This window comes from Methylophaga nitratireducenticrescens (assembly GCF_000260985.4).
GTDB classification, from domain to species: Bacteria; Pseudomonadota; Gammaproteobacteria; order Nitrosococcales; family Methylophagaceae; genus Methylophaga; species Methylophaga nitratireducenticrescens.
The window spans coordinates 1,979,443-1,994,867 of the sequence record NC_017857.3 but is presented as its reverse complement, the minus strand read 5'-3'; the positions used below and the strand labels follow the sequence as shown (position 1 = coordinate 1,994,867).

The following is a 15,425-nucleotide window of genomic DNA, read 5'->3' as shown; positions in this document are numbered from 1 at the left end:
TCTGAAAATTCAGGAGAACAGCTATCATGAAATCTTCAATAAATGAGAATATTCAAGTAAACATGGAAAACTGGTTTCCAGTGGATACAAGTAATTTCAGCACAAGTAAGCTAAGGAAGTATAAACAAAGAAAAAAAGCGCTTGATCTTTATCTTTCCACACAATACTCGTTAGAACAAGTAGCTGTGATAACAAAGCTATCTCAAAGCGAAATAAAACGTATACGCAAACGAGCCCTAACACTCTCTGAAAATGGCATATATTTCGGATATTTAGCTTGCATACCTAATCTGAATCTCAAGGGTTATAAACGTTCGAATCCTCTAATGCTGGCTGGGGCTGGTAGATTTAATTATTTTCTTGAGAAATTCCCAAATGTTAAACAAAAACTCGACGCCTGGGCACTCGGTCGCTCAAGCCCCAGTCACGTGGCAGTGAGGGGAAGATTTTATAAGAGAATCTATAAAGCTTTCAGACAATGTTGTCAGGATGAGGGGGTAGATATTAATTTCGATTACCCATTTACTAATAATGATATGGGAATGGGAGCTGTAAGAAATTATTGTGTAAGGTTGAAGAATTCACATTTTGCACAAGCCGCTAAAGTTGATTATGGTGACTCGTCAGGTAGGTTGTGTGTCAATAGTGTTCATTCCATTTCGCCAACAGCATCTTTACAACCATATGATGTGGTGCAACTTGATGGTCACAAAGTTGACACTGAAATTTCCATAAAGCTAATGGATGAATACGGGGATATTCAGAGGGTTAATTTATCTCGGATCTGGCTGTTAACGCTCATCGATACAGCGAGCCGAGCAGTATTGGGATATTCAATAAGTCTGAAGCAAAACTATTCTTCTGAGGATGTTTTAACTTGTATCGCTGGTTCTTTGCAGTCATCCGAAGCAATGTTGCCTGGGCTACCTTATTATGAGATTGAAGAATGTAAAGGTAGACTTTTTAATTGCATAAAATTTGATAATGCATTCTCCCAAACGTCTTCTTGGTTACAAGAAAAGTTAATAGAAATAGGGGTTCAGGAAGTTATTACAAATAGGCCTGCAAGGCCTCGTTCAAATGCGATTGTAGAGAGATTTTTTCAAACTCTTGAAGAAGAATCCTTCCATCAATTTCCAACTACCACTGGTAGTTCTCCAAAAGATCCAAGAACAAGAAATCCACTCAAAGCAGCTAATGATTTAGCTATTCATGTAGAAGATATCGAACATGCAGCTAAGCTGACAATTCAGTGGTATAACAACTGCCCACATTCGTCCCTCAACGGCAGTAGTCCACTAGAATTTTTAAACAATTCCTTATTGCATAAGTCTGATTTAGTTCGTTCTTTAAGTGAAGACGATTTATCTTTGGAAAAACTCTTTAAACGACAGTTTCCACTGAAAATTAGAGGGAATAAGGCTCAGGGCCATCCTCCATATGTTCAATTCAAAAATGCCCGTTATAGCAGTCCTACTTTAACTTCCAGTCCAGAGTTGATCGGTGAATCAGCCATTTTCGAAACAGATATCAGAGATATACGTAAAGGAAGATTATTTAAAAGTAATGGAAAATATCTTGCTGAAGTTTCAGTAAATCGACAATGGGCAGAACACCAGCATTCATTAAGAGATCGGATAGCTATCCTAAAACTTGCAAAGGATAAGAAAATCCAATTTGAAGGTAATTCACCTATTACTAAATACATAGATTTCCTAGCAGAGCGCTCTTTAATCAGCAGAAAAGAGCGTAATGAATATATAAGAGTGAGCCGTATCCTTAAAAAGGATGTTCAAGAGAAGAAAAAAGAGATAAAAACTAAAGCTTTTATTCCAGAAAAAACCATATTTTTGTCTAAAATTTCTAACTTAAGGTAGTCAATCTCATGACAACTTTCGAGGACAAAGATCAAATTCATCCGTTGTTACAAGATAATGCTATTTTTCCTACAAGAGCGCTCGAAGAATTTATCAATACTCTTCGATATTGGCTAATGAATCTTCTTCCTGGGGGTATTGTTTACGGCAATCAACGAACAGGAAAAACTCAAGCATTAAGATATCTCATTAACAATATACAAACATCACTTGGAGAAGATATACCGGCTATCATTCTAAGTGCATGGGAACCAACCGTAACCAGCACTACCGAAAATCGTTTCTTTGGCGAGTTACTTTATGCATTAGGCTATGCAATTCCTAATTCAGGTACCGCGGCCATTAAACGGAGGAGGGCTATTGACTTTATTATTGGTAAAACCCGAGATAAAAAAGAACATAGGTATTTGTTAATAATTGATGAAGCTCAATGGTTGTCTAGTAGCCAGCTTCGATATCTAATGGATATCCATAATCAACTCAAATTTGCCAATATAAGGCTAATTACTATTCTGGTTGGACAGCCAGAACTACTTATGATGAAGAATGATCTTCGCACCCGCAAGGAACGACATTTGTTGGGGAGATTTATGACCGATAGTCATGAATTTCATGGATTACAAAATTTAAATGATTTAAAAAGAATCATGCATTCTTTAGATAATGACTCTGAATTCCCAATTGGTTCAGGTTGCTCATACACACAGTTTTTTGCACCTCTTGCATATCAGCGAGGATGGAGGGTAGAACAAGATGCTGACTTAACTTGGCGAGTGTTGAATGAGATGCTGGCTAGCCAGGGTATTACTACAGCTGGCCCCGGCTTTCCAATGCAACCTTTCACAGCCTATTTCATATGGTTATTTCGTACTATTCAACAAATGGACTCACCAGAGTTCACTCTCACTGAAGGGCTGATTGAAAGAGGACTGCTTCAAGTAGCAATTCAGTTTCAAGACCTGGGCTAGGCTCAATAAATGCTTTTACAAGCCAATACCTTAATTGGATTGTCTAAAAGAGAAGTTCTTGGCGAATCAATACTTGGAATTATGAGTAAAACAGCCGCAGATAATTATTTATGCTGGCGTGAAATAAAACTGATTTTTTTAGATAAACCAAATAAAGGACCGCTTTTTAATAGAACACTTGCTTCTCAATGTGACGGCATAGATTTTACAGCTATAAGCAGCTTATATGTGTCGGAAAACGACTATAAAAAAAGTTTTGGATATTTTTACTTTCCAAGTTGGATCCCCTTTGAACGCCTCGAAAAATCACAATTGTGCCACCAAAATATAACCATATGTCCAGAATGTGCAAAGCTGGGTAAACATCTATTTCTTCACCAAATCAAATTATTCGGTTTCTGTCCTATACATAAAGTCAAATTACACGATACCTGTTCAAGTTGTTCAAAACAGATTGGATACTTCCAAATTGATTCGGGCAATAGAAAAAAGGAAATTTACAATGCTTTTAAATGCAAGTTTTGTGGTCATGAAAATCTTACCTTTAATAATATCTCATCCAAAAATCTAAAATTATTTCAGAACAATTTAAAGAGCTTTTTAAAAGATTATGAGGTTTGGTTAACCGATCTTAACAAAATATATTCGCAATATGCTTGGATGAATATTTATGGCAATTTGAACATAGCTTTGACACTCTCAAAGCCTCCTGAACAAGTATGGAAATCACTACAAGACACTGTGTTTTTTATAAAGGGTGAAGTTGAATATGAACTGTGCTCAGGAGCATCAAAACTACCTGATAGTGCTTCGATTTTGCAAAAAAAACTCAGTTTTAATAATTTATGTGAGGAATTATTATTGTTTAGTCAAGATCAGCTCACAAAAATAGAAAGCAGGTTCAATATAAGCAGAAATCAATACAGAACAGCTTATTTTCTGACTCGGTACACGAATATATTTTATGGGGAAAACTATACGATTTGGGCACATGCTTACGTTGAGCTTTGTCATGCAATGTATTATAGATATCAAAGAGGTCACGAGTTTAGTGATGTATTCAGTTCACATTATTGGTTAATAGGGATGTGGTATACACATTTTGCTGCCCCTTTACTCAAGTACTTCGAAATTCATGATGCAAATCACGTGAAGATCCTAGTTCGATTAAGCAAAATCTGGATCCGTAAGTTTATAGTTCAGCTATTTAGTAACGAAGTCTATCGACTAAGTAAAGGGCTTATTGGGATTGAACAAGATATATGGTGCAGACTGATAGACAGAGTGGGGGAAGACCATCCATTATTTTCATTAGTTGTGGCTTACAAAATGGAGTCAGAAACAAATAAAGTTTGGATTTTCAGGGAGGGTCCAGCAATAAAAGATCTAATTTTTTTGCAAAAAAGCGGTTTCAACGGATTTACCCCAATTAAGCAACAATGCTTTACTAATTACAGAAAATTACATTCTGTTTTCAAAATCAGTGGAAAACCATTTAATAAGTACGACTATTTTGAAATGTTATCAAAAAAACCAATAGTAAAAATAAGCTAAATATAGCTTATGATAATATCTCTTATCAAAAGTAATAAGCAGTTAAAAAGGGCATCAAACTTGAGTGAAGATCACGATGACTTTCCAGATGTCATTAAACAAGATTTACCAGTTCTAATTGGAAAATTACCTGCCGGTTCAAATCCGGTAGATACCTATCTATCTGGTAAAGCCGATCACACTAAGCGAATGGTCAAAAGTCATATGAATAAGATTGCTGTTTTATTCGGATATGACAGTTATCTTTCAGCTCCTTGGGGAAATCTGAGATATCACCATGTGCAAGAATTACTAGGGCAATTGAAAAATGACGGTTACGCACCCAAAACCATCAATGCCATCTTAGCTGCAGTTAGAGGTGTGGCTACAGCGGCCTTTAATATGTATCAACTGGATGGTGATGATCTAGAACGTATTCGCGGTGTGAAAATGGTTCGTGGATCACGATTAAAATCAGGAAGGGTTGTCCCAGCAGGAGAACTAAGTTCATTGATATACACCTGTATTACTGATGAAGGTCCTGCTGGAATACGAGATATAGCAATAATTGGCATTCTTTATATATGTGGCCTGAGAAGAAGTGAGGCTGCAGCATTATCTTATAAGGATGTAAATGTCGAAAACAGAGAAATACGTTTGATTGGGAAAGGGAATAAAGAACGTAAAGTCTTCATGGATTCTGGAACACAAGCTGCATTAAGTGATTGGATAACACTTCGGGGTGACTGGCCAGGCACATTATTTTGCCGAATTCTTAAAAGTGGCAAAGTTATTCAAAATACGAGTATGACTGACCAAGCGATATACGGAGTCTTAACGAAACGTTGGAAACAGGCCGGAACACCGGCATTAACACCCCATGATTTCAGGCGAACGTTTATATCAAGTTTATTAGCTAAAGGTGTTGATCTATTAACTGTGCAAAGAATGGCCGGGCACAGTGATCCAAGAACAACCAGTGGTTATGATTTGAGACCTGAAGAAGATATGAGGACTGCTGCGACAATGTTGCATTTACCATATCAAAGCATCATGAATTCAAAAAACTAACGCGAGCTTAAGACACACTTTTAATAATACGTCGGAGCTTTGGACATACTTTTATTACAAACTTCAGAGCTTCGGACATAGTTTTAATGCAAAGAGACATACTTTTAGTTCTGAAAAGGACATGCTTTTACTAAGAATCACAGTTAACTCGGAACTGGATTCGAGCATGGCTTCTCTCGATTTCTTGTCTTTTTATAAGTTCGTATAATGTATATTATGTAAAATTATGTACCGATTATCAAATCCTATATTGAATGTAAGTACTTATCAACTAAAGATTTACCAGATACATCCCTTTTGAATTAATTGGTACAAAAAGAATGGATAGTTTAAGTTTTCGGGTTTGTCTTAATCTATGTATAAGAACTCATCGTTTAAAAACGTTACGATGAAAACTCTGTTTGTTAACCAGGAGGAAATCATGGCTGCTGACTTTATAAAAGATGCGAATTCTATTGAGCAGATTGTTGATGGGATAAATACTACCGAAGCATCTTCGGAGGTAAAATATTTTGGTGAATACAAATTAGACAGCGGTGAAAAACTTGCCGCTCACTATGCCTACGAACAGGTAGCAAATTATGAGCATATTAGCGATGATGAAATTAAAACCCATCTACAGGAGTTGAAGTCTAAAGATGCCCACTTTGATATGAATGAGTCTCTGCAGATTGCCAAACAATTCTGTAGTAAGTGTGAAACTTAATATTGCTTTACACTGACTCTTATCAGTTGGTTTATAAAATGAGGAAAAAAACATGAGCTGGAGAGAAACTGAAAACGAAAAAACCTATTCTGATGCTGAAGTCGAACAAAGGCTTAAGGCTGAGTTACCAAACTGGTATCTTGAGAATGGCTGGATCCGCCGAAAATACAAAACCAGCGGTTGGAAATCCACTTTAATGGTCGTTAATACAGTAGGACATTTGGCTGAAGCCGCCTTCCACCATCCTGATCTCACTGTTTCATATGCTTTTGTTATTGTTAAGCTGACTAATCATGCAGCGAAAGGCATTACTGATAAAGATTTTGAACTGGCGAATAAAATCGAAGAAGTCGTTATGTGGCAACCTGGGCTGATTGAAGGTGGAGCACTGGTTGGTACTCCAGATGATGCTCGTTTTAAATACATTAAATACGACTAATTATGGAATTGGATATCAGCCCTTCTTTAAATGTTCTTGGCGAACCATTACAAAGTTGCAGTCATGATCCGCTGACTGGTTTTTTCCGCGATGGATGCTGTAATACTAGTGATCAGGATTTTGGCTCGCATACGGTTTGTGTTGAAGTAACTCAGGCATTTCTTGAATTTTCACGGTTTCGTGGCAATGACTTAAGCACCCCTGTTCCGGATTTTGATTTTCCAGGATTAAAACCGGGGAATCGATGGTGTCTATGCGCCCAGCGCTGGCTTGAGGCAGAACAGCATGAAGTAGCGCCAAGAGTCGTGCTTGCCAGTACTCATCAGCGTGCCACAGAGATTGTTCCGTTAGCGTTATTGAAAAAATATGCGTTAGATTTGATGTAAGGTTTGCATGTTTAGTTATTGATATTAAAAAACTAAACTGCAGTTTTAACTTGTCGTTGCACAAAGAAATCTTCGACCTGATTGATATCCTGTGTGATCGGCATGGCAGGCAGACTTCGCATAAACACTTTGCCGTAGGGTTTGTTTAACAGCCGTGGATCACACAGGATCAATACACCATGATCCTGTTCATCACGAATTAAACGACCTATTCCCTGCTTTAACTGAATGACTGCAGATGGAATTTGAATGCTGCGAAACGGGTTGCCGCCCCGCTCTCGCAGATTATTGATGCGTGCTTCCAATACCGGATCGCCCGGCGAGGCAAATGGAATTTTATCGATTAATACGCAGGATAAGGCTTCACCTCGTACATCAACACCCTCCCAGAAACTGTTTGTTCCCAGTAAAACGGCATTGCCATGCTGACGAAACTCTTCCAGTAAGGTGGCCTTCGCCCCGCTCCCCTGCACCATTAATGGATAATCCAGATCGGCCAGTAAATCCGCTACTTCATGCATTGCCCGATAACTGGTAAACAATAAAAAGATGCGTCCCTGACTGTGCAAAATAACTTCTTTAGCTATATCAGCAACGTATTGATTGTATTGCCGATCTGAGGGTTCAACTGGAATATTGGGTAAATACAAAAGACTTTGTTTTGCATAGTCAAACGGGCTTTCCCAGCTGGCATATTCAGCGTTTTCAATGCCAAGATGCTGGCAGAAGTGATTAAATTTGCCGGCGACAGTTAAAGTTGCTGAGGTGAAAACCCATGCCGCCGGTTTTTCTTCCAGCCATTGTTGAAAATGCTGACTAATTTCAAACGGGGTGGCATGTAAAACAAATCCAGTTGGTCGATTATCGAGCCAAAGCACTAGATTATCGTCATTTTGCTCAGAGAATAATTGAATAATATTGACTAGCTCTTTAGCTCGAACATGGCATTGCGATAGCCCCGGACTTTGAACCGCCAGGGGTTCCAACTCTGATTCAAACACTTCAAGATAATCAACTAACTCATTGAAATTATTTTTAATTTCATCATTGAATAACTGTGTTAACCAGGGCGTACGTTGTTCAACATTACCAATGTGCAGACGTAACGATTGTAGTTTGGCTTGCAGTTTTTCTGCATGTAATCCCAGGGTTTTGCTGTCGGCTGCGTGTTCCTGAACTTCCTGCACGGTATCCCGGCATAGTTCAACGATTTGATTGCTGCTGATTCGATTGCCGAGAAACTGACCTGCAATCGCTGGGAGCTGGTGTGCCTCATCAATTATAAAAGCATCAGCCGTTGGTAATACCTCACCCTGTCCTGCGGATTTCAAGGCAAAATCAGACATCAGCAAGTGATGATTAATCACCACAATATCAGCTTCCTGGGCTCGACGACGGGCTTCCACAATAAAACACTGCTGATATTCAGGGCACTGCTGTCCCAGACAGTTATCTACAGTTGAGGTCACTCTTGGCCATAGATTTGATTGGTTTTCCAGCAGATCGGACTCGCTTAAATCGCCATTTTTGGAGCTTTGTGACCAATCACGTAAAGACCTTAAAGCATCACTTTGCGAGAGTAATAAAGGATCTTGTTCTGCCAGAGTCAGTCGATGATGGCATAGATAATTACTACGCCCCTTGAGGATGGCCGCTTGAAATGGTACAGCCAACGCTTTCCGCAATGTGGGTAAGTCGCGTCTGAATAATTGATCCTGAAGATTTTTAGTCCCGGTGGAAATAAAAACTTTTTGACCGGATAAAATGGCGGGTGCCAGGTAGGCAAAGGTTTTACCGGTGCCTGTTCCGGCTTCAGCGACTAAAACTGTAGCAGAGGCCAGGGTATCGGCAATACGCTGAGCCATTTCCTGTTGTGCCTGACGCGGATGATATCCCTTGATTTGCCTGGCAAGAATGCCGCCATCAGCAAAAATCTGTTGTAAATCATCCTGCATAACAACGTCCGTACAACTCCATTAACCTGTCTGGGTAAATCACGTAGCCTGATTATCCCAGATTTCAGGTTCTGCACCATTTTCAGCCGTCCAGATCCGTTCACCGATAATTTTGAATTGGGCGATAGACATGGCGCCACGTTTTTTACGATTACTCTCACGATCAGTCAGTGCTTCCTGGATAACCTGCTTGGAAGCATAAAATATTTCTATTGGCTGATATTCATCATCAAACAATACCAGTAACACTCCATCCCATTCCTGTGTTGGGTTTAATTGACCAATTCGTGGGGTGGATTTGCTGCTATCAAAAATGGCACGACCTTTAATCACCAGTTTTTGATCGGCTAATGTGCCACTTTTGCCGATTGCGTCATAACTGGAATTCAAATTATCCAGTAACTGCAGATCCAGCGATTTTGCGGCATCAAAACGAGCAATTTCACCGGTGACCGGCAAGGTGCTGCCAGTCGCCTGACGATAGCGTGCGGCCAGCTGTCGGGTTTCGTGCATTAATGTATCGATGGAATATAAATCCATTTCTATCTCAGACCGCTTTTTTTATTCACATTGAAGCATTATACATGGCAAAAAAAAACGGTCTGCCTGCTTTCGCAGACAAACCGTAAATTTTGTCGAGGCTGTGAATAACCTACTAGGGCCTGTTGACCTTTCATAACCACCACTGCTGGAGGCTATTTTTCATCCAACAAGGCGGCGGAAATGATGCGATGTAGTTGTCCTACATAAGTCATTTCCAACGCGGTAGGGCGGAAAAATAGTCCCAGCCCTTCGGGTTGTGGCTGAAAATGCACTACTCTGCGTTGCTCGTCATTTATTTAGAGTGACTAAACTTCACTCCTCGCGCCTTGATTGGTACATTTTCAGTCACAACAGAGGCGGTTATGAAAGATCAACAGGCCCTTATTAAGACCACAAACCAATGCAAAAAATTCAATTATGATTTTTTCGCATCCAGTTCTTTCTGATAATACTTATGAACCAGCTTATCCTGGTTTTCCAGAAGATAATCAATGCTTGGTTCATGATTCATCGCTTTCTCGATGGCGCGAGTAGTCGCACGACGATGCACATCAAATAACGCTTCGTGATCCAGGTTTTCAACGCCAGTAATACCAGGGTTTAACCAGACTGACACGATGATGCCTAAATCATTGGCTTTTTCTTTAGGGATAGTGCCGTTACGTACAGCATCCAATACACCATTGGCAATTGCACCTTGAACTGTCCCCATCAGGATATTGGTATAGGCAGTGTTTTTAACAGTTACTTTACTGACCATAATTGTCGCAGGACGAACCTGAACATCTGTATTCATCAGCGCTAAAACACGTGAATGACCTTTGACCTGATCACCCATTAAATTAGCAAAGGCAGTTCCTACTGGTCCATCCAATTCGCCAATAACAACTTCTGGTTCCGCAGCAGTCAATGGTGGGCCATCAGCGATCAATGCTTCACCAGTTCGCATCACAATTCTCTCACTCATAAGCTATTGCTCCTTGAATTAGTACTAAGAAAACAAATCATTATCCCGGTCTGAACCACATGTCGCAACCTTATAAACCTTTATGACAATATTGATGCAGAGTAAACTGACATTTTTTTGCTTGGATTTAGCATGACCGATATTGCAACACCTTATGAACGCATTGGCGGAGAATCAGCCGTTCGTAAACTTTGTCACACCTTTTATAAGATTATGACCGAGACGCCGCAAACCCAGCTCATTCGGAGCTTGCATCCGCAAGAAATACAACTTAGTGAAGATAAACTGTATATGTTTTTGACTGGTTGGTTAGGCGGCCCTCCTTTGTATACGGAAAAGTATGGACATCCAAAATTGAGATCTAGACATTTACCCTTTTCCATTGGTATAGAAGAGCGTGATCAATGGCTTTATTGTATGACGGAGGCACTAAACACAATGGATCTCGATCCGTTATTTACTACACAACTAATGAGTTCATTTGCCCAGACCGCAGATTTTATGCGTAATCGACAGGAATCGGAGTAAATATGCATATTGGTGCGGTCATAATTGGTGATGAAATTCTCAGCGGTAAACGTCAGGACAAGCATTTCAATCAATTGCAAATCATGCTGGCCAAACGCGGTCTTGAACTCAGCTGGACCTTGATTGTTGGCGATGATCCACAACAACTTGAACGGGCTTTGCGTTACAGCATGAGCAGTGAAGATCTGGTGTTCAGCTTCGGTGGAATCGGTGCAACGCCCGATGACAGAACCCGCCAGACAGTCGCCAAAATTGCCGATGTACCGTTAATCCCTCACCCTGAGGCAACTGCTGAAATCGAGGCGTGTTTTGGTAAAGATGCTTATCCCAACCGTATATTGATGGGCTACCTGCCAGAAGGATCGAGAACAATTCCTAATACAATCAATCGCATACCGGGATTTTCTTATGCAAATCATCACTTTACACCGGGCTTTCCGGAGATGGCCTGGCCGATGGTGGAGTGGGTTTTAGATAATTTATATCCACATTTAAAAAATCAACGTCCTGCCACGGAGCAGACTATTTTTGTACAACGTGGACGTGAGTCGGATTTGTTACCGGTAATGAATCAGATTGTTAACGATTATCCACTTCTGAAATTATCCAGTCTGCCTCATCTCGGTGACCCCCCCCATATCGAATTCAGTCTGCGTGGGGATTTGGATCAGGTTGAACAAGCCATGCAATTTATTAAACAGGCTGTTGATCAAGCCGGTTTTGTCTGGTCCAATCAGTTAATCCAGTAAAACCATAGCGGTAAACTCGCCATGCAGAGCACGGTCGTTAATGTCACTGCTGCCGCGTAAAGCGATGTATCCAAACCGTAGCGTTCACAGATCACAATCCCAAATACCATCGTCGGCATGGCAGCTGATAATATCACCGTAGTCATAATATCGGTCGGCAAGCTCAGGACCTGAGTCAACAGCCAAACACCCGCTGGCGCCATAAATAAGGTAATTGCTGCCACTGGTAGTAATAGTGGTAACAGGTTCAATCGCAGGCTCTGCCACCGAATGCTCATCCCCAGTGCTATCAGCATTAGAGGCACCACGCCACCTGAAAGCGTTTGTAAGGCAGAATGAATAAACTCAGGGCGTTCCACATTAAGCAAATTTAATAGCACTGCAATGGTCACTGCCCATAAAGGCGGGATCTTCAGCATGCTTTTTAATGGGTGCGCTGACTGATCGTGACTGCCGTAATATTCGGCCACTAGCATCCCGACCGTCATTAACACCGGTGTACAGGCAAATAAATCGTATTGCAGGATAATAGCATTCGACCAGCTGCCAAGCACCTGATCCAACACTGGCAGGCCAAGATAGGTGACGTTGGGAAAAGTTGCCGCCAGGATCAACGCGCCCTTTTGGGCATTGGTCACCGGAATCACTTTTAATACCAGCCATATAGACAAGGCTGCTGTCGCCAGACCACTCATTGCCAACAGCGATATCTTCATTGAAGTGATATCCAGTGGCGCTTGCCAGATCACATCAATCACCATGGCTGGCAACAGAATATAAAACACCAGATCGGTCAGTGCCCGGCGATGAGCCAGCGCCGGGATGTGTCTGGGGGCCAAAGCCTGCCATAGTGCACCACAGGCAATTAATACGGCCATTTGCGCCAACACCATAAACATCGGAAGACTACCTTGAATGGAGGACAGGTGATCGTATCAATCGGTCACTGATAACAAAAGCCAAAAGTCAATTGCTTTGCTTGCATGGTGCTGGATTTAGCTTGCCTGACGGCAGTTGCACAGGTAATGTTAGCCCGATTACTGGATGATGCTGTAAAACAGCTGTCTCATGCTGACTCCAGCCTGATGATACCTTTCATAATGAGGTTGTTTCTTATGTCTTTATCAAAACAATTACTTATCTTGCTAACACTGATTTTTCTGATTGTGTTCTCAGTAAATTTTGTCATGAGCATGGACAATATCCGTAGTTATCTGCAGGGCGAATCGGAAGTGCATGTACAGGACACCGCAACCTCACTTGGTTTATCACTCAGCCCGCATATGGCTGATGAGACTGATCCGATTTTACGGACCATGATGAACGCAATTTTTGATACCGGTTATTACAAGGAAATGCGGTTACTGGATGTGGATGGCAATGAATTGATTCGGCTGACCAATCCCGATGAAGTGCGTGGTGTACCCAGCTGGCTGATCCGGTTTTTTCCCATCGAAACCGCCACTGCTGTCAGTGAACTCAGTACCGGCTGGAATATTGCTGGTACCCTGCAAGTCACCAGTAATCCTGGTTATGGTTACCTCAAGCTATACGAACAATTTAAATCCACACTCAAATTTTCATTGTTAATTCTGCTAGGCGCGATTTTGCTGTTGTTGGTGGTGCTGAGAATGACCTTACGCCCATTAAAAGCCATAACTGAACAGGCAAATGATATTTCTGCAGGGAAATTTACCGTTATTGAAAATTTACCCTGGACCAGAGAAGTACGCTCAGTCGCCAAATCCATGAACAGCATGTCAACCAAAATTGGCAAAACCATTCATCACCTGAATTTGCGACTTGATAAGCTCAATGACAATTTGAATCGTGATCCCCTGACAAACTTATTAAATCAGCAAATGTTCAATGTCGATATAAAACAGGCGCTCTCCATTGGCGAGTTCGGCCATGTTATCTACATCAAATTCGATGACTTGAGCGCAGTGGTGAAAAATCAGGGCAAAAATGCAGTTGATGCATTGCTGATAGATTTTGCCAGCCAGTTGCAACAATTACCCTTTGCCAATGTGCGCAATTATCGCTGGTACGGATCAGAATTTGCTGTTCAGACAACCGATAGCAATATCGAGGATATAACTCAGATTGCCGAACATATTCAGGCTCTGGCCAGCGAACTGGGTCAACAATATGAGCATAGCGACTTGCTGCATATGGGGATTGTTTCCTACGAACGCAGCAGTGAAATTGAACGACTGATGCCAGCCTTGATTGAGGCCTACGAGCAAGCACGGTTGATTGAGGCCAATGCTTTCTACATTAAGGAAAACACCTTAAGCTCAATGACTGAAATGAGCTGGAAAGCGACTATCGAACAGGTGATTAATACAGATTCGGCGATGATTACCTTTACCAACCAGGCTTACAACTACAGTGATAAGGCAAAACCCCACCTGGTAATGCGGGAAGCCTTTACCGAAGTTCGCGATGCAAACGGTGATTTGCTGCCCATTGGTACCTTCTTCTCAATGGCTGAGGCTTTTGATCTGGTTGAAACGCTGGACAAACATATTGTGCAAAAGGTGTTGGACTTAATGGCCAAAGAGTCCAATCCAGCCCCGGTCACAATCAACCTTTCTCTGGCATCAATTGCTTCAGCAGACTTTCGTCAATGGCTTGGCAAAGCAGTGATTCAATCAGGCTTATCACCTGCCCTGTTAGCTTTTAGTGTGACCGCTTATGCTGCGGCCAAAGATCTGGATACATTCACCAATTTCAGCATCTTTGTCAGACAGTTAGGCGCTCACAGTTTATTAAAACGTTATAGCAGTGATGTGATTCCGGTGAATCTTTTGAAAGATCTGCATATTGATTACATTCGCCTGGCACGCGATCTGACCACAGATATCCGTAGTAATACCAATAAACCGGACTTGCTCGATATCATTCAGGAAATTGCCCGCTTACTGGAAGTAAGAGTATTGGCAGAAAGTGCAAAAGACGAACAAGACTTTCTCTGGTTGCAACAGGCTGGCTTGTTCGGTATTAGTCGTTAATCAATGTTGCTTCGGCTAAAACCTGTTGTATTAATCTTATTGCTGGTCTGGTGGCTGCCGTTTTCTGTTCCGTTGCTGGCAGAATTGCTGATTTCAGAAGCGTTATTGCAACGAATTGAAAATGAATACGATAGCGATGCCAGACAACGCGTTGAAGCCTGGCAAATATTGATGCAGGAAAATCAGGATTTAACAGAGCGGGAAAAACTCGCGGTAGTGAACGATTTTTTTAACAGTAATGTCCTGTTTGTTGATGATATTTTGTTATGGGATAAAGAGGATTACTGGGCTACGCCGATTGAAATGCTTTCCATTGGTGCGGGTGACTGTGAAGATTATTCCATTGCCAAATACTTCACTCTGAAACAGCTCGGTGTGGATGAAGATAAACTGCGAATCACTTATGTTAAAGCCATTGACCTGAATCAGGCACATATGGTTTTAACCTATTTTGAAAATAAACGTGCCATTCCGCTGGTACTGGACAATCTGATTAATGAAATTCAACCGGCTAGTCGTCGTCAGGATCTGACACCTGTTTACAGTTTTAATGGCACAGGGTTATGGCTGGCCAAATCCCGTGGCGAAGGACAACGGGTAGGTGATGCCTCACGCTTATCATTGTGGGAAGACTTAGCTGCCAGAATGCGGGCCGAAACCGTTGCGGATTGAAGATAACGTTTTTT

At 41.3% G+C, this 15,425-nt stretch carries 15 protein-coding genes; 11 read left to right on the top strand and 4 right to left on the bottom strand.

What is annotated here, in order from left to right; all coding sequences use genetic code 11:
- Positions 1-26: 26 nt before the first annotated feature.
- From Q7A_RS09500 to Q7A_RS09470, 7 genes are all read left to right on the top strand, one after another.
- Entirely contained in the window at positions 27-1,877 is a 1,851-nt protein-coding gene (locus Q7A_RS09500; protein WP_014707134.1) for a DDE-type integrase/transposase/recombinase, read from the top strand.
- A gap of 8 nt (positions 1,878-1,885) precedes the next feature.
- Positions 1,886-2,845, top strand: coding sequence for an ATP-binding protein (locus tag Q7A_RS09495; RefSeq protein ID WP_014707133.1), 960 nt, complete (start codon positions 1,886-1,888; stop codon positions 2,843-2,845).
- A 9-nt stretch (positions 2,846-2,854) separates the two neighbouring features.
- Positions 2,855-4,399, top strand: coding sequence for a hypothetical protein (locus Q7A_RS09490; protein ID WP_014707132.1), 1,545 nt, complete (start codon positions 2,855-2,857; stop codon positions 4,397-4,399).
- A gap of 60 nt (positions 4,400-4,459) precedes the next feature.
- Positions 4,460-5,449 carry a tyrosine-type recombinase/integrase gene (locus Q7A_RS09485; RefSeq protein WP_041354506.1) on the top strand — a complete coding sequence of 330 codons (990 nt, stop codon included), beginning with the start codon at positions 4,460-4,462 and terminating at the stop codon, positions 5,447-5,449.
- A 421-nt stretch (positions 5,450-5,870) separates the two neighbouring features.
- Positions 5,871-6,155 carry a hypothetical protein gene (locus tag Q7A_RS09480; protein ID WP_014707130.1) on the top strand — a complete coding sequence of 95 codons (285 nt, stop codon included), beginning with the start codon at positions 5,871-5,873 and terminating at the stop codon, positions 6,153-6,155.
- A gap of 52 nt (positions 6,156-6,207) precedes the next feature.
- Entirely contained in the window at positions 6,208-6,594 is a 387-nt protein-coding gene (locus Q7A_RS09475) for a 4a-hydroxytetrahydrobiopterin dehydratase (RefSeq protein ID WP_014707129.1), read from the top strand.
- Between the two features lie 14 nt (positions 6,595-6,608).
- Positions 6,609-6,980 carry a DUF2237 family protein gene (locus Q7A_RS09470; protein WP_269147706.1) on the top strand — a complete coding sequence of 124 codons (372 nt, stop codon included), beginning with the start codon at positions 6,609-6,611 and terminating at the stop codon, positions 6,978-6,980.
- A gap of 32 nt (positions 6,981-7,012) precedes the next feature.
- On the opposite strand, the gene Q7A_RS09465 is transcribed toward Q7A_RS09470, so the two are convergent.
- From Q7A_RS09465 to fae, 3 genes are all read right to left on the bottom strand, one after another.
- Positions 7,013-8,935 (bottom strand): ATP-dependent DNA helicase, encoded by a 1,923-nt coding sequence (locus Q7A_RS09465; protein WP_014707127.1) that lies wholly within the window; start codon positions 8,933-8,935, stop codon positions 7,013-7,015.
- Between the two features lie 39 nt (positions 8,936-8,974).
- The gene (locus Q7A_RS09460) at positions 8,975-9,475 is read right to left on the bottom strand and encodes a hypothetical protein (RefSeq protein ID WP_014707126.1); all 501 of its coding nucleotides are present in this window, start codon (positions 9,473-9,475) and stop codon (positions 8,975-8,977) included.
- Between the two features lie 418 nt (positions 9,476-9,893).
- Complete coding sequence (gene fae, locus Q7A_RS09455; protein ID WP_014707124.1) at positions 9,894-10,445, bottom strand: formaldehyde-activating enzyme; 552 nt, start codon at positions 10,443-10,445, stop codon at positions 9,894-9,896.
- Positions 10,446-10,577: 132 nt separating this feature from the next.
- Here fae and Q7A_RS09450 point away from each other — a divergent pair, with 132 nt between their 5' ends.
- Together Q7A_RS09450 and Q7A_RS09445 are read left to right on the top strand one after the other, a co-directional pair.
- A complete protein-coding gene (locus Q7A_RS09450; protein ID WP_014707123.1) occupies positions 10,578-10,973 on the top strand; it encodes a group II truncated hemoglobin in 396 nt (131 codons plus the stop codon).
- Between the two features lie 2 nt (positions 10,974-10,975).
- Positions 10,976-11,722 carry a competence/damage-inducible protein A gene (locus Q7A_RS09445; RefSeq protein ID WP_014707122.1) on the top strand — a complete coding sequence of 249 codons (747 nt, stop codon included), beginning with the start codon at positions 10,976-10,978 and terminating at the stop codon, positions 11,720-11,722.
- Here Q7A_RS09445 and Q7A_RS09440 read toward each other — a convergent pair.
- Positions 11,707-12,615 (bottom strand): AEC family transporter, encoded by a 909-nt coding sequence (locus Q7A_RS09440; RefSeq protein ID WP_331231969.1) that lies wholly within the window; start codon positions 12,613-12,615, stop codon positions 11,707-11,709. The genes Q7A_RS09445 and Q7A_RS09440 overlap by 16 nt on opposite strands.
- Positions 12,616-12,837: 222 nt before the next feature.
- Between Q7A_RS09440 and Q7A_RS09435 the strand changes: the two genes are divergently transcribed.
- Positions 12,838-14,739 (top strand): bifunctional diguanylate cyclase/phosphodiesterase, encoded by a 1,902-nt coding sequence (locus Q7A_RS09435; RefSeq protein ID WP_041355115.1) that lies wholly within the window; start codon positions 12,838-12,840, stop codon positions 14,737-14,739.
- Positions 14,740-14,742: 3 nt separating this feature from the next.
- The gene (locus Q7A_RS09430; protein ID WP_014707119.1) at positions 14,743-15,411 is read left to right on the top strand and encodes a transglutaminase-like cysteine peptidase; all 669 of its coding nucleotides are present in this window, start codon (positions 14,743-14,745) and stop codon (positions 15,409-15,411) included.
- Positions 15,412-15,425: the final 14 nt, after the last annotated feature.